This is a genomic window from Bartonella sp. HY406, assembly GCF_025449315.1.
Lineage (GTDB): Bacteria > Pseudomonadota > Alphaproteobacteria > Rhizobiales > Rhizobiaceae > HY038.
In genome coordinates, this window is record NZ_CP104893.1 from 2,074,159 (window position 1) to 2,097,697 (window position 23,539).

The window sequence follows — 23,539 nt, forward strand, 5'->3', positions numbered from 1 at the left end:
TGATGATAAACCAACATCAGCCACTATAATATTGTTGCATGACAGGCGATAAACAATGAGCGATCTTTTTGAAGCTGCAGAAGCAAAAAAATCCAATGCGGTTGAATTTACTGTTTCTGAAATTTCCGGCGCATTAAAGCGCAGTGTTGAAGAAAATTTCGGCAATGTGCGGGTGCGAGGTGAAATATCTGGCTATCGCGGCCCTCACTCATCAGGACACGCCTATTTCGCCCTTAAAGATGACAAAGCCCGCCTTGAAGCAGTGATTTGGCGCGGCGTAATGAGCAAGCTAAAATTCCAGCCAGAAGAAGGCATGGAAGTGATCGTTACTGGCAAGCTTACAACATTTCCTGGCTCTTCCAAATATCAAATAATGATTGATAATTTAGAGCCAGCTGGCGCCGGTGCTTTAATGGCACTTTTGGAAGAACGCAAAAGGCGCTTTGCCGCACAAGGCCTATTTAACGATGATCGCAAACGCCCCCTCCCCTTCATGCCGATGGTTATCGGGGTAATCACCTCACCAACCGGCTCAGTAATCCGCGATATTATCCACCGCATATCCGACCGCTTTCCCGTGCATTTGCTAGTTTGGCCGGTGCGCGTGCAAGGAGAAACCAGTGGGCAAGAAGTTGCCAACGGCATTAATGGCTTTAATCGGCTTGATACTAGCGGCACAATTCCTCGACCTGATGTATTAATTGTTGCACGTGGCGGTGGCAGTTTGGAAGACCTTTGGGGGTTTAATGATGAAGCTGTGGTAATGGCCGCCGCTCAATCTACCATTCCGCTTATTTCCGCCGTTGGCCATGAAACCGATTGGACTTTGATTGATTATGTGGCTGATATGCGAGCACCAACCCCTACGGGAGCCGCAGAATTTGCAGTACCGGTAAAAAGCGATCTTGAAGCGCATATTGCCACTCTTAATGCACGTCTTGAAAGCATTATGCGGCGTAATTTTGACTATCGCCGCCAAAAATTAACTGGGCTTACCCGCGCACTACCATCGGTTGACCAATTATTTGCGTTGCCACGCCGGCGTTTTGATGAAGCAGCACAGCGCCTTAACCGCGCCTTGATGAATAATCTTGCGCAAAAGCAATATCGCTTTGAAACGAGTAAAAAACGGTTTTCAGCCAATACTATATCGCGGCTTATCGATAATAAGAAACGAGAGCTTGCACTTATTAGCAAGCGCCTAAACTCTGATATTTTACACCGCCAAAGCAAAATGGGTATTGAGCGGCTTGAACGTTATCAAAAGCAAATGACTAATGCATTTAAACGAATTATTGAGCGGAAAAAACAAAGGCTCGCTGAACTTAACCGCTTAATGTTGAACCTATCTTACACCAGCATTTTACAACGCGGCTTTGTGTTGGTTGTTGATGAACATAAAATCCCTATAAAAAGGGCAACTGACACGCATGCCAATCAAGCTGTAACCTTGCGCTTTGCTGATGATGAAAGGCAAGCAACCATTGGTGGCTCCCCATGCGACAGCCATTTTAAAAATGCGAAGCTGCAAAATAGCTCACCTTCACAAGCAGAAACAATCCAGCCAGCAAAAAAACCAAAAGCCACCAAAGCGGATAAACCTACAAAAATAACCAAACCTGATAATGACACACAAGGTTCACTTTTCTAAAAGCTTAAGTCGAGGATGAATATGAGCGATAATAATGGTCTAGTTCAAGGCTTTGACGGCAAAATGCGTTGTTTTTGGGCAGGCAGCAATGAAGATTATATTGCATATCATGATCATGAATGGGGCTATCCCATGCATGACGATATTCGCTTATTTGAAAAGATCTGCTTAGAGGGCTTCCAAGCTGGACTATCATGGTACACAATTTTAAAAAAGCGTGAAAATTTTCGCCGCGCATTTGATGGTTTCGACTTTAACATTATTGCAAATTATGATGACAAAAAGGTTGAAGCGCTGTTAAGCGATAGCGGTATTGTGCGCCATCGCGGCAAGATCAATTCGGTTATCAATAATGCCAAATGCGCCTTGAAAATAGTGGAAGAAAAAGGTTCTCTTGATAGCTATTTTTGGTCATTCAAACCGCCAAAATCTGAGTTATTTGCCACATATGATCTTGCAACATTAAAAGCTAATCCCGTCAGCGAAGCATCAAAACGCCTATCAAAGGACTTAAAAAAACGCGGATTTTCCTTTGTTGGCCCCACCACAATTTATGCATTTATGCAAGCTATGGGCTTGATTAATGACCATATCGAAGGATGTTTTTGCCGACCACTATTAGCTAAGATGCAAAGTCAATAAATTTGCCTATTTTTAATGCATCAACTTTTTAACAGCATAAATTTTAAGCAAATTTTATCAACTAAATCCATGACAAAACCATAAATCATTAAAAATATTACGTTTTTTCAAACTGGCATGAAACTTGTTATAGAAAAGACAAGGGCGCATGCGTCCATTGCTTTCAATGGAGAAGTTTTATGGTGAAATTCAAACAATACATTGCCTTTGTTGCAATTGTTCTATTTTCAGGCTTTGGGCTTTCACATATTGGCCCTGCTTTTGGGCAAGAAGTTGTTGCGCAAACGACTGGGGCTGCGGCTCCCACTCTGGATACTGGTGATACAGCATGGATGTTGGTGTCAGCTGCCTTTGTGTTGCTTATGACAATACCAGGCCTTGCACTGTTTTACGGCGGCATGGTGCGCAAAAAAAACGTGCTTGCCACCATGATGCATAGCTTTGCGGTTTGTTGTTTGGTAAGCATTTTATGGTTTATCGTTGGCTATTCGCTTGCCTTTGGTGAAGGCAATGCCTATTGGGGCGATTTTAGTTACCTCTTCCTGCATGGCGTTACGATTAATTCGCTATACAATACTATTCCTGAATATTTATGGGTCGTTTTCCAAATGGCCTTTGCCATCATTACCCCTGCCCTTATGACCGGTGCCTTTGCCGAGCGCATGAAATTTTCATCTCTATTAATTTTTATGGGTGCTTGGTTACTGCTTGTTTACACACCAATTTGCCATTGGGTTTGGGGCGGCGGCTTTTTGGGACAGGATGGCGTATTGGATTTTGCCGGTGGTACAGTTATTCACGTGAACTCTGGTGTTGCAGGACTTGTTGCAGCTATTATTATTGGTAAGCGCAGTGGCTACGGTTCAACTAATATGGCACCACATAATTTAACCCTTTCGATGATTGGTGCGTCATTATTATGGATTGGCTGGTTTGGATTTAATGCCGGCTCTGCTGGCGCAGCGAATGGACTTGCGGCGGTTGCCTTTATCAATACACAAATTGCTACGGCAGCGGCTGCCCTTGCTTGGATGTTTGTTGAATGGTCAATGTCAAAGCGTCCTAGCGTTCTTGGTATTATTTCAGGCGCGGTTGCCGGTCTTGTTGCCATTACCCCAGCAGCTGGTTTTGTCAATCCAACAGGCGCGTTAATAATCGGACTTATTGGCGGCGGCGTCTGTTATTTCAGCGCCGTTTGGCTAAAGCGCCTGCTTGGCTATGACGATTCTCTTGATGCTTTTGGCGTTCATGGAGTGGGTGGTATTGTTGGCGCATTGTTAACAGGTGTTTTTGCTGATGCTGCGATTAATGAAGCAGGCAAAGATGCTAGTGTTTGGATCCAATTTGTTGGTCTTGTTGCCGCAATTGTTTATTCAGCTATTGTCACCGCAATCATTCTTTATGCGATTAAATTTACCATCGGTTTACGCCCAACCAAGCAGCAAGAAATTGAGGGGCTCGATATCTCGCTTCACGGTGAAACAATACACTAATCAAGCTTAAACTAAAGGCCGCATATGCGGCCTTTAGTTTAAATTTTCTTTACGCTAAGTTTATATAGTCAATAGGCACAAAATCGGTTAGCCAAACACCATTTTCCGCTTGCCAAAAGGCAATGCCATTTTCATGCATTTTCGCAGCATCAATATGCAAAATAACGGGTTTACCGTGGCGCTGCGCCACTTTAAAAGCAGTTATTTCATCCAAGGATAAATGTACTTTTTGACGATTACCCGGCTTGATACCCTCGTTTAAAATAGAATCGACATTCGTTTCAGCCGTGCCATGAAATAAAATTGCAGGTGGCACGGATGCTTCCAACGCCAAATCAACCGCAATGGAATGGCCTTGGGCAGCACGGATGCGCTTTTTATCATCCGATAAGGTAAAGCGTTTTTTATCACTATCACGCACCACATCAAACAAGGTTTGGCGACTAAACACCGTGCCATAAACAGCCGCTTTTTCAAGCAGTTCATTGACATTAGCCCAACCGTTTTCATCTAAGGTCAAGCCAATCTTCTGCGGCTCATGGCGCAAAATCAAACTTAAAAATTTACTTATATGTTTACTCATAGCGTGTCGATAGATTAAAAAATTGGCGTTTTTTTGATCATTTTTTGGCAAAAAATATAAATGTAAAATAAAAGGCCGCTTAAAAGCGGCCTTCAATATAATTATATGAAACTAAAATTAGCCAATAGCCATTAGTTTAGCATTACCACCGGCGGCAGCAGTATTAACTGAAATTGACAATTCTTCCACCAACCAATCAAGGCAATAGGCGCTATCTGTTGCTTCCATCTGCGCTAACGTTGCAGCTTGGGTCAAAAGCAATGGACCAGGAAGACCAGCAATGCGCTTCAAGGTTTTGGTGACAAATTCACCTTCGCCTTCAATCAAAACTCCAGCAAATGCGCCATCAGCTGCCCAATTATCACTCCACAAAATTTGTGAGAAGATTGATTGTGGTAAATTTGGCAAGCTTTTCTGCAAATTAGAACCTGCATCAATAACCACCTGATTACCTGTTGCTAGAACTGTTGCAATTTGACGATATAGCCCTGCTTCACTTTGTGGAACAATCAAAATCTTACCACGTGGATGCAAGAGATAGCGGTTTGTTTCACCAACTGGACCTGGCAATTCAATATCAAGACCAAGGCGTGATTTAACGCTAATCAAGCGGGCAAAACCTGCTTCTGCTTTTCTGTTCTGCCCATCAAGCCAAACAGCAAAATCAGTAAGAATAGCATTTGAATAGGTAGCACCGGGCAGATTTGGCTCTGGTTGATTAGCCAATAAGCGACCTAAATATAGAGCGCCACCCGCTTTTGGACCAGTGCCCGAAAGACCACGACCACCAAAAGGCTGCGAGCCAACAACCGCACCAATAATATTACGGTTAACATAAATATTGCCAACCTTAACGCGTGAGATAACATCGGCAATGGTATCATCAAGACGTGTATGTAAACCAAAGGTTAGGCCATAACCCGTTGCATTAATATCATCAATAAGCTGATGCAAATTGTCACGCTTATAACGAATAATATGCAAGACAGGACCAAAAACTTCCCGCTTTAATTCACTCATTGCGTTTAATTCAATAATGGTTGGCGCAACATAAGTACCAAACTTGGTTGCTTCTCCCAATGGCAATTGCTCAATCTTATTGCCCATAGCGCGCATGGTTTCGATATGGCGGTTAAGATTGTCTTTCGCTTCTTGGCTAATAACTGGCCCAACATCAACATTAATTGTATCGGTACGGCCAACACGCAATTCATTTAATGCACCTTTTAGCATTTCAAGAATGCGATCTGCCACATCTTCCTGCAAGCAAAGCACACGCAATGCCGAACAACGCTGACCAGCACTATCAAAAGCCGATGCAATAACATCAAACACCACTTGCTCAGCAAGGGCCGATGAATCAACGATCATAGCATTTTGACCACCAGTTTCCGCCAAAAGCGGAATTGGTTTGCCATTTGGCAATAAACGCGTTCCAAGTTCAGCCTGAATAAGGCGGGCAACTTCGGTAGAGCCGGTAAACATTACACCAGCAATCTTGTCGCTTGCAACTAAAGCTGCACCAACATTGCCTTCACCGGGCACGAGTTGAACAATATCTTGCGGAATACCAGCTTCATGCAAGATACGCACGCTTTCAGCCGCAATCAAAGGTGTTTCCTCTGCAGGCTTTGCCAAAACTGGGTTGCCAGCAACAAGAGCTGCACATACTTGACCAGTGAAAATAGCCAATGGGAAGTTCCAAGGGCTAATACAGACTACCGGACCAAGCGGAAGGTGTTTTTCACCAATGGTGGAGCGAGCCTCAGCTGCATAATAGCGCAAGAAGTCAATAGCTTCACGCACTTCAGCAATAGCATTAGGGATCGATTTACCAGCTTCACGGGCAATTAATGCAAGCAAGGTTGGCATGCGCTCCTGCAATAAGTCAGCAGCTTTTTCAAGCATGGCTGCACGCTCACTCGTTGGCACCTTATGCCAAGTGCTAACCGCATTTGCTGCACGCTCTACACTTTGTTTAACTTCATCAAGACTAGCTTCAACAACTTCACCCACAACATCGCGCTGATCAGCAGGGTTAAGCACTGGTTTTGCTTCATTGCTATGCTTATCGCCAAAAGGTGTTGCCACCCATTTTTGCGCCGTACTTACTAAAAAATCCTTGCTTAATGCGCTCAACACATCTTCATTAGAAAGATCAAACCCTGCCGAATTTTTACGGCTTGGCGCAAACATATCCTCTGGTGAGAAAAGTGCATCATTTTGACTGCCAGGGTTTGGCATCGCGCGAACGACATCAACAGGATCAGCAATCATTTCGTCAACAGTGACAGACATATCAGCAATACGATGAACGAAAGACGAATTAGCACCATTTTCAAGCAAGCGGCGAACGAGATAAGCAAGCAAGGTTTCATGGGTGCCAACTGGCGCATAAATACGGGCTGGGCGTTTTAATTTGTCATTGCCTACCACTTCTTCATAGAGTGGCTCGCCCATGCCGTGCAAGCATTGGAACTCATACTTATCGTTGGTATAATCAGGACCAGCAATATTATAAATAGTTGCCAAAGTTTGCGCATTATGGGTTGCAAATTGTGGGAATACTGCATCTGGCGCATTTAACAATTTGGTCGCACAAGCAATATAGGAAACATCGGTATAAACTTTGCGCGTATAAACTGGATAGCTTTCAAGCCCATCCAATTGCGCGCGCTTAATTTCAGAATCCCAATAAGCACCCTTAACCAAGCGCACCATCATGCGGTGGCCAGAGCGGCGCGCAAGATCAATCACATAATCAAGCACAAATGGGCAACGGCGGCCATAGGCTTGCACCACAAAGCCAATACCATTCCAACCAGCAAGATCATTATCAAAGCAAAGGCTTTCAAGCAAATCGAGCGAAATTTCCAAGCGATCTGCTTCTTCAGCGTCAATATTAAGGCCAATATTATATTGCTTGCTTAGCAAAGCTAATTTTTTAACCCGCGGCAATAATTCACCCATAACACGATCAGCTTGTGAGCGCGAATAGCGTGGATGAAGCGCAGAAAGCTTAATCGAAATACCAGGCCCTTCATAAACACCCTTGCCATTGGCAGCTTTACCGATAGCATGAATGGCAGTTTCATAATCCTTATAATAGCGCTCGGCATCATCTTCAGTAGTTGCTGCTTCACCAAGCATATCATAAGAATAGCGAAAGCCTTTTTCTTCAACAGCTTTGGCGCGCTTTACAGCTTCATCAATGGTTTGACCACGCACAAATTGTTCACCCATCATACGCATGGCCATATCAACGCCTTTACGTACCACTGGCTCACCACAACGCTGGATAAGACGGGTAAGTGATGATGATAGGGTATTTGTATCAACAGTTGAGGTAAGCTTACCTGTTACAACTAAACCCCATGTTGCTGCATTGACAAAGAGCGAACGACCACCACCAATATGGGATTTCCAATCACCACCGGTGATCTTGTCACGAATAAGCGCATCACGGGTTGCCTTATCAGGAATACGCAACAATGCTTCAGCAAGACACATAAGGGCGATACCCTCTTGGCTTGACAAAGAATATTCATGGATCAAACCTTCAACGCCGCCGCCTTTTTTCTTAGCGCGTAAGGTTTCAATCAATTTGCGAGCCGTCGTAGCGATTTTGCCTTTTGTTTCAGCATCAAAAGTTGCAGCATCCAAAAGCGGAGCCAAGCATTCTTCTTCAGCGCGGCGATAGGCGCTTGTAATATCTTCGCGCAAGCTGGTTGGCTTGGCAATTGGTGGAGCATAATCTGCAAAAACAGGCTTAAAATTATCAGCACTCATAAAAATCACCCAAAAAAGAGGTTAAACCGGGAAAACCCGTTGATATTTGGATTGGCGGCATATTTACTAAACTTATAAATGGTGCTTAGCCAAAGAATTGCAACGGCCAATAAGTTAGCTTCTAAAGGCGTTATCAACCTTTTAAACAACCATATCGACCAAAATTTGAGCATATATTTTTCTACCTAATTATTTAAAGATGCAGAGAAAAAATACCCATTTGAAAAACACTTATAGCACGAGAAAATCATTGCATTAAACTAAAGATTAGCATAATTTTAGGTAAATTCACTAATTTTACAATTTTAATTAGGAAAAATCTTGAGCAAATTCATACATAATGGTGAAATCGACCGCATCGACAATAAAATCATAGATGCTCTAGTTGAAAATGGCCGAATTTCTATAACCGACCTTGCTGAAAAAGTTGGACTTTCAAAAACTCCCTGTCAATTACGTCTTAAAAAACTGACTGATGATGGCGTTATTACTGGCTTTCGCGCTATTTTAAACCCGGAACGCATGGGACTTGACCATATTGCTTTTGCTGAAGTAAAACTAAGCGACACACGCGAAGCGGCGCTTTTACAATTTAATGAAGCGGTTAAAAAGATTCGTGAAGTTGAAGAATGCCATATGATCGCTAGCAATTTTGACTATTTATTAAAAGTGCGTACCAGCGACATTAAACGCTACCGCATTGTTCTTGGTGAGAAAATATCAACGCTGCCTTTTGTCGCTTCAACCTCTACCTTTGTTGCTATGCAAAATATTGTTGATGCTGGCTTTAAGCGATAAGCATATGAGAAGACTGAGCGCATTTAGAGGATAACCCAAATTGACTCAGCACTTTAATAAATGTAATCGCTTGCATTTTTATATATTTTTGTGAAATGAAATGGTACGGTTGATAGGAGTTGAACCTACGACCTCTGGTGCCACAAACCAGCGCTCTAACCAACTGAGCTACAACCGCACAAGAGAATATTAAATTCTGCTTGGCTGACATACGGAAATTCGAACTCATTTGCAAGGGCTTTATGCCAATTTTTTAAAATATTCTGTTAAAATACTTAGATTGGGCCGAGCGATACGCTTGATTGAGGTAGTTTCCTCACCTCAAGCGACTTAAAAACGCTTAAATCCTGATGGGCATTCTTTAAAAGAATCGAAAATTATAGATAAAAGCATCTTTATTTTTGGGAGAGCATTTTAATATTTTGATGACAAAAAAAATCCCAAAACTTATTGGTAAGTTCTGGGATTTTAAAACTTATAAAGAATTGCGTTGAATTAGATTGTAAACACGCGCTTCGGCTGGAATTTACCCTGTGCTATAGCGCCAATAGCTAGCACTTTACCTTTAAAAGTAACACAAGCTTCATCTGTTTCAAAAATTGCTTCGCGGCCACGCAAAATAATCGGATTGCCGGTGCGGATACGCTGTGCCTGGTCTTCACCAATGGCATATTGCGGCAAACAATCCAGTGCAGCGCCAGTTTCAATTAAAAGGCCATCAATGGCGGAAAAATCACGGCGCTGGAATGGTTCACCTTCTTCCCTTGGCTCCGGCTTTGGTGGGCACGCAGCCTCAAGCTCTTCCAAGGTTACAAAATCTTCATCGGTGAAAGGCGCAACTTCAATACGGCGCAATTCAGCAATATGACCATAGCAGCCAAGTTCACGCCCCATATCGCGCGCTAATGAGCGCACATAAGTACCTTTGCCGCATTCAATTTCAAACAGAGATGAACCATCTTCATTCATTTCTAAAATTGAAATAGCATCTATTTCAACTTCACGGGCGGGTATCTCGACACTTTCACCTTCTCGCGCCAAATCATAAGCGCGATTTCCATCAATTTTAATAGCCGAAAATTGTGGTGGTTTTTGCAAAATTACGCCAGTATAATGGGGTAAGATTGCTTCAATTTCTTCTCGAGTTGGGCGTTTATCACTTGTTTTAGTGACTTCGCCCTCTAGATCGTCGGTATTACGCTCGGCACCCCAAGCAACAACAAATTGGTAAACCTTGGTACCTTCCATGACATAAGGCACAGTTTTTGTCGCTTCACCCAAAGCAATTGGCAACAGACCTGATGCCAATGGATCAAGCGTACCAGCATGGCCAGCCTTTTCGGCGCTAAACAACCATTTTATTTTTGAAACCGCTTCGGTTGACCCCATACCTTTTGGCTTGTCTAAAATTATCCAACCGGAAACCGGCCGACCTTTTCTCTTACGCTGGCGTGCCATTCAATTATAATCCTATGCCAAATTTATTATTTATTATCGTCTTCGTTATCATCTTGATGTAGATCACGCATCACTTCAGGGGAACGTAATAAAGCATCAATTTTAGAAAAATTATCAAAACTTGTATCAAGTCTAAAGCGAAATTGCGGCATATATTTCATTTGACGTAAAATACGTGATAACTCGCCACGAATGAATCGCACATGTGAATTTAATTGCTTGACCACAGCTTCGCCGTCAACATCGCCAAGAGGTGCAACATAGCATGTGGCAATTTTTAAATCTGGAGACATCCGCACTTCGCAGACAGAAAGAACCACTTTTTCCAAAAATGGATCACTTAGCTCTCCACGTTGTAAAAATTGAGCTACAGCATGACGAACCTCTTCACCAACACGAAGCTGGCGCTGTGTGGGCCCAGAATGTTTCATTGCATTACCTTTCAATCAGCTCATTAACAACTACGAGCTGTAATAGCATTTTTGATATTAAATTTGCCCAAAGACGAAAGTCAGGACCTACTAATTTAAATGTAATAAAAGCGCTTCACACCATAACAAATGCAAAGCGCTCCCTATTTTAATTGTGACTTATTGCTGTTTATAAATTGTTATATATGGCAACAGGACAATATTCCAACATGCCATATATACCTTTATATCTTACAATGTACGGGTGATATGCTCTACGCGGAACGCTTCAATTGTATCACCAGCGCGAATGTCTTCATAATTTTCAAAGGCCATACCACATTCTTGACCCATATTAACTTCACTAACTTCATCTTTGAAGCGTTTAAGGGTTTTAAGCTTGCCTTCATGAATAACAACATTATCACGAATAAGGCGTACACCCGCACCACGTTCAACTTTACCATCAGTAACAAGACAGCCTGCAACCTTACCAACCTTGGTGATATTGAAGACTTCACGAATTTCAGCATTACCAATAAAGGTTTCACGGCGTTCTGGTGAAAGCATACCAGACATTGCTGACTTAACATCATCTACGAGATCGTAAATGATATTATAGTAGCGAATTTCAATGCCTTGGCTTTCAGCAGCATCTCGTGCTTGCTTATTGGCACGCACATTGAAACCAAAAATCGCTGCATTGGAAGCAACCGCAAGAGCCACATCGCTTTCAGTAATACCACCAGCACCCGAATGGACGATGCGAGCACGTACTTCATCAGTACCAAGTTTTTCAAGCGAACTCACAATAGCTTCAATCGAGCCTTGAACATCGCCCTTGATAACCAATGGGAAGTCCTTGATGCCAGTTGTTTGCAATTGGTTCATCATCTGCTCGAGGGATCCACGAGAACCAGCCTGTTTTGCAACGGCCTTATCGCGTGACAAGCGTTGACGATATTCAGAAATTTCACGCGCTTGCGCTTCATTTTGAACTACAGCAAAACGATCACCAGCTTGAGGTGTACCTTGCATGCCAAGCACTTCAACCGGAGTTGAAGGACCTGCTTCTTTCATATGTTCGCCGCGTTCGTTTACGAGCGCGCGAACGCGTCCCCAAACATCACCGGCAACAAATATATCACCTGGGTGCAATGAACCTTTTTGTACAAGAACCGTAGCAACAGGACCGCGACCACGATCAAGCTTGGCTTCAATAACCACACCTTCAGCAGTACGTTCAGGATCAGCTTTAAGATCAAGTACTTCAGCTTGTAAAAGAATGGCATCAAGTAGCTTGTCAAGATTAGTTCCAGCTTTTGCAGAAACTTCAACTTCCAAAACTTCACCGCCCAAACTTTCAACAAAGACGTCGTGTTGAAGCAATGCCATACGCACTTTTTGTACATCTGCTTCTGGCTTATCAATCTTGTTGATAGCAACAATGATTGGCACACCAGCGGCTTTAGCATGATTGATAGATTCAATCGTTTGCGGCATGACACTATCATCGGCTGCAACAACTAGAATTGCAATATCGGTGGCTTGCGCACCGCGAGCACGCATCGCTGTAAAGGCAGCGTGACCAGGTGTATCAATAAAGGTAATCTTATGACCGTTCTTTTCAACCTGATAAGCACCAATATGCTGGGTAATACCACCAGCTTCGCCTGAAACCACATTGGCATTACGAATAGCATCAAGTAGCGACGTCTTACCGTGATCAACATGCCCCATAATCGTCACAACTGGCGGCCTTGATTCAAACTTGCTTGCGTCATCAGCCATGTTGAAGATACCTTCTTCAACATCAGATTCCGACACGCGCTTAACCGTATGACCAAATTCCGATGCGATTAACTCAGCAGTATCTGCATCAATAACATCGCCCGGCTTCATCATCTGCCCTTGTTTCATCAAGAACTTGATAACATCAACTGAACGCTCTGCCATACGCTGGGCAAGCTCTTGAAGTGTAATAGTCTCTGGCAAAACAACTTCGCGTGAGATCTTTTCACGAACTTCTTGGGTTTGCGACCGCTTGAATTTTTCTTGACGACGACGCATTGCTGCCATCGAACGACCGCGTGCTTGACCAACATCTTCAAGATTGGATGTAAGAGTAAGCTTACCACGACGACGCTCATCCGCACCTTTAACAACTTTCGGTGTACGAGCAGCATCCACCTTGCTAGGTGCTGCACCACGCTTCACGCCATTACGACGATCATCTTCATCAACTTCAACACGTTTCACTGGTTGGGTACGCGCTTTTGGTGTTAGAATTGGATCAATAACGGTCGATGCATTATCATCAACTGCGCGATTACGAGCCTGCGGCGCACCTTCTTTAATACGAGCCCCATCACGACCAATACGTGCAATACCACCTTCACGTGCCTGTGGTGGCGTATGACGATTTTGGGTATTGCTACCGCGTGCATGATCGCCGCCACGCCCTTGTGAAGCATTGCCTTGCGACGCATTGCCACCACGGCGCTGCCCAGAACGATCATTATTGCGGTCACCATTACGGTCATTACCGCGATCGTTACGATCATTATTGCGCCCTTGGGCGTTTCTTGGCTGCTCATTACGCTGTGCATCATTTTTAGGCTGCGGCTTAGCAGCTTCCGCCTTAACAATAGGAGCCTTTGCTTCTTCAGCGGCCCTACGTGCGTCTTCTTCAGCTTTTTGCTTAGCTTCTTCGGCAGCTTTCAACTTTGCTTCTTCGGCAGCCTTACGCTCAAGCTCGGCATTTTCTAATGCGCGTCTTTTAGCCTCGGCCTCTGCTTGGATACGCTCTTCTTCAGCACGGATACGTGCGCCTTCTAAAGCGCGCGTACGTGCAGACATTTCAGCTGTAGAAAGCGTATTAGCTTTTTGCTTACCACGTTGTGGGGCCGCGGTTTCAATCGCTGGCTTAGGCCGTGGTGCAATATGCGGCTTAGCTACAACCTGCGTTACGCTTTCAGGGCGTTCATCAGGGCGTGTAACCTTACGCCGTTTAGTTTCAACAACAACAGCTTTGGTCCGGCCATGGCTGAAATTTTGCTTGACCGTACTATGTTCGACACCAGTACGCTTAAGCGTAAGTGTTTTTTTGTTTGAGCCACCTTGGCCCTGATCATCATCTTTTTTATCGGTCATTCCGTTTCCGCTTCCTTCGCGACATCTGCCGTTTTATCGTCCCAGTTCATCAGGCTATCGCCGCGATAAAGCAGCAATTTTCGCACTTTTTCCATGAACCCCTTCGCTGCCATGCCTTTTAAGACTGCAGCATGCATCACATTATTACCACCAAAAGCTAAACTCATTTCATCGCCGGAGAGAATATCCACTACCGGCACGGCACCCAATCCTTGTCTTTCAGCTGCAAAAATTGCCTGAGCAATTTTCCGCTTTCCATCTTCTGCTGCATCTTGTGCATGCAATATTAATGTGGCATTTCCAGAACGAATGGCACTATCGACTTTCATCGCACCACTTACAATACAACCGCCACGTCGGCTTACTGCGAAACTACCAAGAACTGCCTTTTTTAATAATTCATCTACCAAATCAGCCAAGGTTTCTTCAACCAAAACATCTTTTTTAAATGCTCTTGAAAATGCTTTGCGTCGCATTGCTTCTTCAAGAGTAGCGCGTGAAGCTAAAACCCATGCACCACGCCCTGGCAAATTGCCCTTGATATCGGGAACAACAATACCATTTAAACCGCTTACAAAGCGAATCATATTTGCGTTGGATCCGCTTTCTCTTGTAACTATACAAGTTCGGTCATTCATAAATATTATAATTTCCCTTTTTTATCGATAGGGTTTTCACCCTATCGCTTAAAACATCATTCACTCAAGCTATTCTTTATGCGCCGACTGTAACTTTTCATCGCCTTCAGCTTCATGTTCAGCTTCTTCTGAGATGGCTTCTTCGTCACCAACTTCGGCAGCAATTTCTTCTTCCGTTAGCCAACCAACCATGACGCGAGCAGCAACAATCATTTGCTCAGCCTCAGTGCGGCTTACCTCAAAATTAGAGAAAACACCTGGATAATTGACGGTTTCATTGCCCTTACGCTCACGCCAGCCAACAAGATCGTCTGCCGCATAACCAGCAAAATCTTCAACAGTTTTTACACCATCTTCACCAACAGCAACCATCATTGCGGTTGTCATATTCGGAATTTCGCGTAAATCATCGCTAACGCCAAGCTCTTGACGTTTTGCATCAAGCTCTGCCTCAATACGCTCAAGATAATCACGTGCACGTTGTTGAATTTCAACTGCAGTATCTTCGTCAAAACCTTCAATTGAGCTTACCTCATCAGCATCAACATAAGCAATTTCTTCTATTGACTCAAAGCCTTCAGAAGCAAGAACCTGTGCAACCATCTCATCAACATCAAGCGCTTCCATAAACAGATTGGAGCGCGTGTTAAATTCTTTTTGGCGCCGTTCAGACTCTTCTTTTTCCGTTAGGATATCGATATCCCAACCGGTAAGCTGCGAGGCAAGACGTACATTTTGACCACGACGACCAATTGCAAGACTAAGCTGATCGCTTGGCACCACAACTTCAATGCGTTCAGATTCTTCATCAAGCACAACTTTTGCAACTTCTGCTGGCTGCAATGCGTTAACGATAAAAGAAGCTGGCTCTGGTGACCAAGGGATAATGTCAACTTTTTCACCTTGCAACTCAGTAACAACCGCTTGCACACGACTACCACGCATACCAACGCAAGCACCGACTGGATCAATCGAAGCATCACGAGACACAACGGCAATTTTAGCGCGCGAACCTGGATCACGAGCAACCGATTTAATCTCGATAATACCATCGTAAATTTCAGGCACTTCCATGGTGAATAATTTGGCCATGAATTGTGGATGTGTACGAGATAAAAATACCTGCGGACCACGCTGCTCGCGGCGAACATCATGCACAAATGCACGAATACGATCACCATAACGGAAAGATTCACGCGGAATAAGCTCATCACGACGCAAAATAGCTTCGCCACGACCAAGATCAACAATCACATTGCCATATTCAACGCGCTTAACCGAACCAGAAATAATCTCGCCGATTTTATCCTTATATTCTTCATATTGATGATCGCGCTCAGCTTCACGTACCTTTTGCACGATAACTTGTTTCGCAGACTGCGCTGCAATACGACCAAAATCCATGGGAGGTAAAGGATCAGATAAAAATTCGCCAAGCTTTGCATCAGCCTTAACTTTTTGCGCATCTTTCAATGAAATTTGCGTCACAAAATCATCAACCTTATCAACAACTTCAAGCAAACGCTGCAACTTGATTTCACCCGATTTCGAGTTAATCTCGGCGCGAATATTTGTTTCTTGCCCGAACCGTGAACGCGCAGCCTTTTGAATAGCATCGGCCATAGCAGCAATAACAATTTCACGATCGATAGACTTTTCACGAGCGACAGCATCCGCAATTTGCAGAAGTTCAAGTCTGTTAGCACTCACAGCCATCGGGTTCTCTCCTTATTTGGTTGTCGCAACGCCCCAACAAAGCAAGGCAATTTACGTCATTTTGCTTTTTAAGACTGCTTGGAAACATCCTTGCCGTCAGCATTTTCATTATCTTGCACATCATCGCCACCCAACTCATCTTCAGGAATAAGCGATTGACGCAAAGCCTTATCTTTACGCAAAGCATCGCGAATAAGATCATCTGTCAATATAAGCCTTGCATCACTTAAAAGATTAAAACCAATTTTAACTGACAATGCTTCACCATAGGCGGCCTTATCTGTCCTTATAGTAAAACCATCACCATCCACTGATTCGATATGACCGCGGAACTTACGGCGACCATCAACCATTTCACTGGTTTCGACCTTAGCAATATGTCCACGCCAATTAACAAAATCAGATTTACGCACGAGCGCACGATCAATACCAGGAGATGAAACCTCCAAATGGTATTTACGTTCAATAACATCTTCAACGTCAAGCACAGGAGAAACCGTACGGCTAACAATTTCGCAATCATCAATGGTCATCGTGCCATCGGCGCGCTCTGCCATAATCTGCAAGGTAAGACCATTAAGACCCGAAAGATTAATGCGAACGATACGATAGCCAAGCGGCTTCAAAACTGGTGCAATAACAGCATTAACACGTGCTTCAACCCCAATTTCTTCGAATAAACGAGGTTCATTTATATCACTGACAGGCACATTAACTTCCTGTTCGTCACTGTGATCATTTACCGTGTCACTGGTATTTTTTGTCATCAATAGGTCCTGTATCAAGATGTTTTTGTAAAAAGCTTAAAGCTTTTTAAAACAGTAATATTTCAAAAATATAAGATTTCATTCATCAAGCTTGAGATTCACAAAATTAATAATTCAAAAGCCGATTAAAATACTCTCTTACCTTGATTTAGGTAACAAAAAAGAGCGGGTCCAAGATGGCCCACCCTTGTCAACGTGATCAAGAATTTATCCTTATGTACTCTATTTCCCCTGCTATTTCAAGGGGGGATAGTTGATAAGCGTAAAACACCACATGTTTCTTCCGTATCAAAGGGATTTTTTATTTCGATTAATTGCAAAATAGCTTGATAGGTTAATTACTTTGTCTTAGAATTTTACCAATCAATTTAGTTTAGGTTTTGCTATGCGTTTATCAAATGACGACATCATACACATGATCAACAAACGCCTTGCCAAAGAGCGAGAACTTGAAAAATATGAGCCTCAAAGCCTTAAACTTACCCCAAAAGATCACCTGCGCCAGATAAACACAATAGTGAAAGGTAAGGCAGTCACATTTTCTATTGTTGAAACTAACAAAAAATAAATTTTTAATACGACCGTACTCGCTGTCGCCTACTTCAAGACAGCGACTAGTCAGTAGTTGAAGCTGCAACAATTGTAAAAACTTTCGTCAAAGGATCATAAACAGTCCAATAAAAACAACCCCACCATTCTTTACCATTACTAAAATAAAATTCTTGCCAATCATCATTCCAAGAATAGATTTCTAACCCTTCACGATTAGGAAAGAGTTCACGATTAACAGCCCGCCAATCTTCATCAGATGGATTTGTTGGACAGTGAGGCGTTAAGCAAAATGCATAAATATATTGCTCATAGTCACAATTAGGATATGACCAACATGTTGGTCGCCCATACTCATTTAAGTGTTCAAATACCAACTGGTCGGGTTGCGAAAAAAAACGTTCAACAGAATAAGGCGCACCAATAAGCTTTGTTTCATCAATTCTATCATCAAAACGAAAGTCGTGATCCATATACAAGGGATGATGTATAAATTGTTCAAAATAACGCGTTTGACGTTTGAGTATCTCCTCCATAGCATGTAAGGCAGCAGCCCGATGACTTACCTCCCCTTCATAATCGCCTTTTAAGTGCAAATGCACATAATCAACCTCGCAATAGGTGTACTTTTTATGCAGGCGTTTCGTAAAGTCGGGGTCTAATAATTCAAACAAATCATACCGTAAAAAACTCATGCTTTCTCCATCATAGAAAATTAAATTTCCAAACCGATCGGCGGACCATCCCCCCAAAAAATGGTTTCATTACGGAACACCTATAGCGAATAATTTAAATATTTAAGCCACACAAATAGCAATATTAAAATCTAATCATCAAAGACTAACGCATTTTTCTAAAATAAAGCATTATGGCGCTGCTTCAACAATAAATTGGCCGCTCTAAATCTTGCGGAACTTTCGCTCAACATATTCTTCTCAGAATTTAAACGTTAAAAATAAAAAAGCGCGGCCAATATTTCACAGCCGCGCTTCATTAATAAAAAACTACGGATATATCCTAGTTTTGTGGTTTTACAACACCAGTTGGGTTGCGCATAAGATCAAAAAATGACCAATCTGGCGTAATAACCATTGGTGTATCTTTGATACTCTGATACTTATCCATCGATAGCCAAAACTGGTAAAAATTTGGATTTGACTCTACCGCATCATTCATCAAACGTGCGGCCTCAGCTTGTCCTTCACCTTTTAAGACTTCGGCATCGCGAGCTGCGATAGCAACGCTTTCTACATAGCTTCTATCAGCCTTCGCGATAATGCTGATGCGTTCAGCATTACCAAGAGACAAAATACTTTCAGCTGCTGCTCGGCGTTCTTGATTCATACGTTCATAAATACCATTCGACAAATCTGTCGGCAGGTCAGTTTTGCGGATACGCACATCAACAATATCGATACCTAAAGGCTTTGCTTCTTCAACCATCTGCCGTTGGATATCGCGCATCATTTCAATTCGTTGATCTGATAGGGCGGCATTAAAATCACGAACACCATAAACCGCACCAAGAGCACTACGAAAACGTTGATCAAGATTGCGCTCTTCCGCAGTTTCTGGACGGCCATCACCAATTTGCTTAATGAACATTTCAGCATCAACAATGCGGTAAATTAAGAACGCATCAACTTCATAATAGCGCCCATTTTTTACCTGCACTGAATAGGTTGGCAGGTCGTAACGCAATAAGCGATTATCAACCCGAACAACATCTTCAACCAATGGCATTTTAAAATAAAGCCCAGGAGCCTTTTCTGTCCGCACAATTTGGCTAACTCGTTTTACAACAACTTGTTCATTGGGATAAACAATATAGACGGACATTGATATGCCAACAACAATAACAACTAAGGCAATTAGAATTGCAATCAGAGAACCCTGCTTCATGATTATTTCGCTCCCCCAATGCTTGGATTAGTTGTCGTCGTTGAGGTTGCGCTATTTGCTGTAGGTGCCCGCAACATATTATTTAGCGGCAAATAAGGTACAACGCCGCTATTACCCTTATCAATCACCAACTTATTAGGTGATGATAAAACCTGCTCCATCGTATCAACGTAAATACGATAACGTGTTGCGTCAGGTGCATTCTTTTCTTCTTGTGCAATAGCTCTAAAGCGTTGGGCGCGACCATCCGCTTCTGCAATTACGCGGGCTTTATATGCGCTTGCAGCTTCAACTAGGCGAGATACTTCACCCTGTGCTTCACCCTCTTTTTTATTCCGATACTGATCTGCGGTACTAACCATTTGGTTTCGCTGCTGTTCAGCCTGTTGGACAAGATTAAAGGCCTCCATCACCTTTTTAGGAGGCGCTGCATCATTAATTGCTACCTCTTTAAGGGTTACACCAACTTTATATTGATTAAGTGTATTTGCAATAATGGCCACAACTTCACGGGCGATTTCTGGACGCTTATCACGCAGAACATCATTCATCGGACGACGCCCCACTACTTCGCGCATGGCACTTTCTGCCACCTGCTTGATTGTTTCAATCGGTTGAGAAACGTTAAACAAGAATTCTTCCGGATGGGTAACATTAAAGTAAAGGGCAAATTTTACATTAACAATATTTTGATCGCTTGTTAGCATAAGGCCAGAAACTTCATCATTTCCTATGCTAATGTTGCGTTCAGCTGTGCCAGTTTTTACATAATCTTCAATCGGCCATAAGCGAAAATGCATGCCATCGGATAAAATTTGTTGTTGAGGCACACCAAAGCGTAGTTTAATGGCCTTTTCGTTTGGCTGCACAAAGAAAATAGACTTATAGGCAACGAAAATAACAGCAAGGACTATGATAATAAAAACAATCATTCCACCGCCAAATTGTTGCAATTTTTGCTGGCCCTTGCGTAATAAATCGTCCATATCTGGCGGTGTTGGTCCATTTTTGCCGCCGCCGTTATTGCCGCCGCTGCCACCGTTACTACTGCCATTATTACCATTATTGCCGCTGCCATTGGGACGACCCCAAGGGCTTTTATTGCCATCATTATTACTTCCACCGCCCCATGGGCCGCTTTTACTTTCGCTGCCTCCCAATGGGCCGCTGCCTCCGCTTTGATTACTCCAGGGCATCTCTACCTCATTTTTTGCATGAAATTCACGCTTAATTGATCGTGCATTGGTTATAGGGATCAAAATGGTGGCTTTCAACGCAAGACACCATTTTTTTCTGATTTTTTTAGTCTTTTATTAAAAAATTCGCCGATTATTAGATAAAATGTCTATTTATGATAAAATTTAAAGTTTTTTTACAAAACTATCAACAACGCGCTTTTGTCCCGCCTTGTCAAAATCAATGGTTAATTTAGTTCCCTCAATATTTGCAACATCACCATTGCCAAATTTCATATGGAAAACACGATCGCCAATCTTAAAATCCGATGCTACATCAGAAACAGATTTTGCAACTAATTCCCCATTAATTGTTTTGCCGTTAAACTTATTTGCGCCAAATCCTGCTTGCGCCTCACCATAGCCAACGCGCTCAACATTAGCACCAGAACGGTTCCCCCAATTGTCGCGCGTTGCCTTATTTTTATGCTGCTGGGCACGTTGCCAACCGGGTGTTGCATAGGTGTTTTCAAATGGATCATGGCGATCAAAGCGCGATTGACCATAGCCTCCATAGCTAGTGTCTACAGCACCAACTTCTACATGACCTTCCGGTAATTCATCCAGGAAGCGTGAGGGAATTGTTGTTTGCCAAAGGCCATGAATACGGCGGTTGGAAACAAACCAAATATGAAGATTCTTTTTAGCCCGCGTTACACCAACATAAGCAAGGCGGCGCTCTTCCTCAAGACCAGATCGCCCCCCTTCATCTAGGGAACGTTGATGGGGAAATAACCCTTCCTCCCAACCTGGTAAGAACACCGTATCAAATTCTAAGCCCTTAGCGGAATGCAAGGTCATAATATTAACCGCATCAGTCGCCTCATTTTGCTCGGCATCCATGACCAATGAGACATGTTCTAAAAAGCCGCGCAGGCTTTCAAACTCTTCCATTGAGCGGATAAGCTCTTTCAAGTTTTCAAGCCGCCCCGGAGCTTCTGCCGAGCGATCATTTTGCCACATTGCCGTATAGCCAGACTCGTCAAGTATTGCTTCAGCAAGTTCAGTATGGGGGGTATTATTGAGCCTATCTTGCCAACGGCGGAAATTCTCCACCACTTCACGCAAGGCACTGCGCGGCTTTGGCTTTAATTCATCGGTCTCAATCAGTTCTGCACTTGCGGCAAACATCGAAATATTACGCGCCCGCGCCGCATCATGGATTTGCCTAATAGTAGCATCACCAAGACCGCGCTTTGGCGTATTAACAATACGCTCAAAAGCAAGATCATCCAAAGGTTGCGCAACAACCCGAAAATAAGCCATAGCATCGCGAATTTCCATCCGCTCGTAAAAGCGCGGACCGCCAATCACCCGATAATTTAAACCAAGCGTTACAAAGCGATCTTCAAATTCGCGCATTTGAAATGACGCACGCACCAAAATAGCCATGTCATTAAGCGCGTGGCCTTGGCGTTGCAATTGTTCAATCTCTTCGCCAACGGCGCGGGCTTCTTCTTCAGAATCCCAAGCCGCATGCACTTGCACTTTTTGTGCGTCGCTGTGATCTAACTCGGTAAATAGAGTTTTACCAAGCCGCCCCTCATTATAAGAAATAAGGTGCGATGCGGTTGCCAAAATATGGGTAGTTGAGCGATAATTACGCTCAAGCCGTACAACGACAGCACCGGGAAAATCTTTTTCAAAGCGTAAAATATTATCAACTTCAGCGCCGCGCCAACCATAAATAGACTGGTCATCATCGCCCACACAGCACAAATTAACCGTTTCACCATTTGGTCGTTGCGCTAAAAGGCGTAACCACAAATATTGCGCTGTATTGGTATCTTGATATTCGTCAACTAAAATATACCGGAATTTTTTATGATACTCACGCAAAACATCGGGATTGTTTTGAAAAATACGAATTGGATGTAACAGCAAATCGCCAAAATCACAGCAATTCAAAACTTTCAGGCGATCTTGATAAGCGCGGTAAAGTTCACGGCCCTTACCATTACCAAACGAGCGTGCATCACCTTCAGAAATTTTTTCAGGCGATAGGCCACGATTTTTCCAGCCATCAATCATTTGCGCAAAAGCGCGAGCTGGCCAACGCTTATCATCAAGCCCTTCAGCCTGAATAAGCTGTTTGATTAGACGAATAACATCATCAGTATCAAGAATTGTAAAATCACTGCGTAAACCAGCAAGCTCGGCATGGCGGCGCAATAATTTAACACCAATTGAATGGAAGGTACCAAGCCAAGGCATGCCTTCAACCGCTCTGCCAACAAGATCGCCAATACGGTGTTTCATTTCACGGGCAGCTTTATTGGTAAAGGTAACGGCTAAAATTTGGCTAGGATAGGCAAGGCCTAAGGATAAAATATGGCCAATACGGGTGGTTAAAACACGGGTTTTACCCGTTCCTGCACCTGCAAGCACAAGCACCGGTCCTTCCGTGGTGACAACAGCTAAACGTTGCTCAGGGTTTAGCCCATCAAGATAGGCGGCCTCCGCTGGCTTTAATTGCCGCGCGGCCATAGCCCTTGCCGCAATGCCACCAGTTCTTACTGGTGGAACATCTTCACGTTGTGGCTTTTCATCATCGTCAAAAAACGGTATATCATCTGGAAAATCGCTCATAGTTTATATTTAGTGCATTATGAACTAAACTGCCAGTTCCGCGATTAAAAATTTAAAAGTTTTCCTAGGGAATTTAAACAAAGACATCATTTTTGTTTTAAGCCTCAAATAATATTCTGCAAAACTGCGGTACAATTTCTAACGATTTGCAAAAAACATTGGCGAG

At 43.3% G+C, this 23,539-nt stretch carries 17 protein-coding genes and 1 tRNA gene; 5 read left to right on the plus strand and 13 right to left on the minus strand.

What is annotated here, in order from left to right:
* The first annotated feature begins 55 nt into the window (after positions 1-55).
* The 3 genes from xseA (at position 56) to N6B01_RS08805 (ending at position 3,786) form a co-directional block, all read left to right on the plus strand.
* Entirely contained in the window at positions 56-1,651 is a 1,596-nt protein-coding gene (xseA, locus tag N6B01_RS08795; RefSeq protein ID WP_262078332.1) for an exodeoxyribonuclease VII large subunit, read from the plus strand.
* Between the two features lie 21 nt (positions 1,652-1,672).
* Positions 1,673-2,293 carry a DNA-3-methyladenine glycosylase I gene (locus tag N6B01_RS08800; protein WP_262078333.1) on the plus strand — a complete coding sequence of 207 codons (621 nt, stop codon included), beginning with the start codon at positions 1,673-1,675 and terminating at the stop codon, positions 2,291-2,293.
* A 332-nt stretch (positions 2,294-2,625) separates the two neighbouring features.
* Positions 2,626-3,786: an ammonium transporter gene (locus tag N6B01_RS08805; protein ID WP_410007260.1), complete on the plus strand. Its 1,161-nt coding sequence runs from the start codon at positions 2,626-2,628 to the stop codon at positions 3,784-3,786.
* 49 nt (positions 3,787-3,835) lie between these two features.
* Here N6B01_RS08805 and N6B01_RS08810 read toward each other — a convergent pair whose 3' ends face one another.
* Entirely contained in the window at positions 3,836-4,369 is a 534-nt protein-coding gene (locus N6B01_RS08810; protein ID WP_262078335.1) for an RNA 2'-phosphotransferase, read from the minus strand.
* Between the two features lie 117 nt (positions 4,370-4,486).
* On the minus strand, positions 4,487-8,158 hold the full coding sequence (gene putA / locus N6B01_RS08815; protein ID WP_262078336.1) for a trifunctional transcriptional regulator/proline dehydrogenase/L-glutamate gamma-semialdehyde dehydrogenase: 3,672 nt from the start codon (positions 8,156-8,158) through the stop codon (positions 4,487-4,489).
* 321 nt (positions 8,159-8,479) lie between these two features.
* Here putA and N6B01_RS08820 point away from each other — a divergent pair, with 321 nt between their 5' ends.
* A complete protein-coding gene (locus N6B01_RS08820) occupies positions 8,480-8,956 on the plus strand; it encodes an Lrp/AsnC family transcriptional regulator (protein WP_262078337.1) in 477 nt (158 codons plus the stop codon).
* Positions 8,957-9,057: 101 nt separating this feature from the next.
* Here N6B01_RS08820 and N6B01_RS08825 read toward each other — a convergent pair.
* The 7 genes from N6B01_RS08825 to rimP all read right to left on the minus strand — a co-directional run bounded on the left by N6B01_RS08825 (position 9,058) and on the right by rimP (position 17,098).
* Positions 9,058-9,134 (minus strand) — tRNA-His (locus tag N6B01_RS08825).
* 317 nt (positions 9,135-9,451) lie between these two features.
* On the minus strand, positions 9,452-10,414 hold the full coding sequence (gene truB, locus N6B01_RS08830) for a tRNA pseudouridine(55) synthase TruB (protein WP_262078338.1): 963 nt from the start codon (positions 10,412-10,414) through the stop codon (positions 9,452-9,454).
* A gap of 26 nt (positions 10,415-10,440) precedes the next feature.
* Positions 10,441-10,845: a 30S ribosome-binding factor RbfA gene (gene rbfA / locus N6B01_RS08835; RefSeq protein WP_182417411.1), complete on the minus strand. Its 405-nt coding sequence runs from the start codon at positions 10,843-10,845 to the stop codon at positions 10,441-10,443.
* A gap of 231 nt (positions 10,846-11,076) precedes the next feature.
* Positions 11,077-13,977, minus strand: a complete 2,901-nt coding sequence (infB, locus tag N6B01_RS08840; protein WP_262078339.1) for a translation initiation factor IF-2 — start codon at positions 13,975-13,977, stop codon at positions 11,077-11,079.
* Positions 13,974-14,615: an RNA-binding protein gene (locus N6B01_RS08845; RefSeq protein ID WP_182417413.1), complete on the minus strand. Its 642-nt coding sequence runs from the start codon at positions 14,613-14,615 to the stop codon at positions 13,974-13,976. The genes infB and N6B01_RS08845 overlap by 4 nt, the downstream gene beginning before the upstream one ends.
* A 69-nt stretch (positions 14,616-14,684) precedes the next feature.
* The gene (gene nusA / locus N6B01_RS08850; protein WP_262078340.1) at positions 14,685-16,331 is read right to left on the minus strand and encodes a transcription termination factor NusA; all 1,647 of its coding nucleotides are present in this window, start codon (positions 16,329-16,331) and stop codon (positions 14,685-14,687) included.
* Between the two features lie 68 nt (positions 16,332-16,399).
* Entirely contained in the window at positions 16,400-17,098 is a 699-nt protein-coding gene (gene rimP, locus N6B01_RS08855) for a ribosome maturation factor RimP (RefSeq protein ID WP_182417415.1), read from the minus strand.
* A gap of 385 nt (positions 17,099-17,483) precedes the next feature.
* Between rimP and N6B01_RS08860 the strand changes: the two genes are divergently transcribed.
* A complete protein-coding gene (locus tag N6B01_RS08860) occupies positions 17,484-17,666 on the plus strand; it encodes a hypothetical protein (protein ID WP_182417416.1) in 183 nt (60 codons plus the stop codon).
* A gap of 46 nt (positions 17,667-17,712) precedes the next feature.
* Here N6B01_RS08860 and N6B01_RS08865 read toward each other — a convergent pair whose 3' ends face one another.
* The 4 genes from N6B01_RS08865 to N6B01_RS08880 all read right to left on the minus strand — a co-directional run bounded on the left by N6B01_RS08865 (position 17,713) and on the right by N6B01_RS08880 (position 23,373).
* Entirely contained in the window at positions 17,713-18,342 is a 630-nt protein-coding gene (locus tag N6B01_RS08865; protein ID WP_262078341.1) for a hypothetical protein, read from the minus strand.
* A gap of 322 nt (positions 18,343-18,664) precedes the next feature.
* Positions 18,665-19,549 carry a protease modulator HflC gene (hflC, locus tag N6B01_RS08870; protein WP_182417418.1) on the minus strand — a complete coding sequence of 295 codons (885 nt, stop codon included), beginning with the start codon at positions 19,547-19,549 and terminating at the stop codon, positions 18,665-18,667.
* A gap of 2 nt (positions 19,550-19,551) precedes the next feature.
* Positions 19,552-20,745, minus strand: coding sequence for an FtsH protease activity modulator HflK (hflK, locus tag N6B01_RS08875; RefSeq protein ID WP_262078342.1), 1,194 nt, complete (start codon positions 20,743-20,745; stop codon positions 19,552-19,554).
* 165 nt (positions 20,746-20,910) lie between these two features.
* Complete coding sequence (locus N6B01_RS08880; protein WP_262078343.1) at positions 20,911-23,373, minus strand: ATP-dependent helicase; 2,463 nt, start codon at positions 23,371-23,373, stop codon at positions 20,911-20,913.
* Positions 23,374-23,539 lie beyond the last annotated feature (166 nt).

Excerpts from the sequence above, each read along its gene's own strand:
- xseA (WP_262078332.1), top strand. The coding sequence starts at position 56 with ATGAGCGATCTTTTTGAAGCTGCAGAAGCAAAAAAATCCAATGCGGTT.
- N6B01_RS08800 (WP_262078333.1), top strand. The coding sequence starts at position 1,673 with ATGAGCGATAATAATGGTCTAGTTCAAGGCTTTGACGGCAAAATGCGT.
- N6B01_RS08805 (WP_410007260.1), top strand. The coding sequence starts at position 2,626 with ATGTTGGTGTCAGCTGCCTTTGTGTTGCTTATGACAATACCAGGCCTT.
- N6B01_RS08810 (WP_262078335.1), bottom strand. The coding sequence starts at position 4,369 with ATGAGTAAACATATAAGTAAATTTTTAAGTTTGATTTTGCGCCATGAG.
- putA (WP_262078336.1), bottom strand. The coding sequence starts at position 8,158 with ATGAGTGCTGATAATTTTAAGCCTGTTTTTGCAGATTATGCTCCACCA.
- truB (WP_262078338.1), bottom strand. The coding sequence starts at position 10,414 with ATGGCACGCCAGCGTAAGAGAAAAGGTCGGCCGGTTTCCGGTTGGATA.
- rbfA (WP_182417411.1), bottom strand. The coding sequence starts at position 10,845 with ATGAAACATTCTGGGCCCACACAGCGCCAGCTTCGTGTTGGTGAAGAG.
- infB (WP_262078339.1), bottom strand. The coding sequence starts at position 13,977 with ATGACCGATAAAAAAGATGATGATCAGGGCCAAGGTGGCTCAAACAAA.
- N6B01_RS08845 (WP_182417413.1), bottom strand. The coding sequence starts at position 14,615 with ATGAATGACCGAACTTGTATAGTTACAAGAGAAAGCGGATCCAACGCA.
- nusA (WP_262078340.1), bottom strand. The coding sequence starts at position 16,331 with ATGGCTGTGAGTGCTAACAGACTTGAACTTCTGCAAATTGCGGATGCT.
- rimP (WP_182417415.1), bottom strand. The coding sequence starts at position 17,098 with ATGACAAAAAATACCAGTGACACGGTAAATGATCACAGTGACGAACAG.
- N6B01_RS08860 (WP_182417416.1), top strand. The coding sequence starts at position 17,484 with ATGCGTTTATCAAATGACGACATCATACACATGATCAACAAACGCCTT.
- N6B01_RS08865 (WP_262078341.1), bottom strand. The coding sequence starts at position 18,342 with ATGAGTTTTTTACGGTATGATTTGTTTGAATTATTAGACCCCGACTTT.
- hflC (WP_182417418.1), bottom strand. The coding sequence starts at position 19,549 with ATGAAGCAGGGTTCTCTGATTGCAATTCTAATTGCCTTAGTTGTTATT.
- hflK (WP_262078342.1), bottom strand. The coding sequence starts at position 20,745 with ATGCCCTGGAGTAATCAAAGCGGAGGCAGCGGCCCATTGGGAGGCAGC.
- N6B01_RS08880 (WP_262078343.1), bottom strand. The coding sequence starts at position 23,373 with ATGAGCGATTTTCCAGATGATATACCGTTTTTTGACGATGATGAAAAG.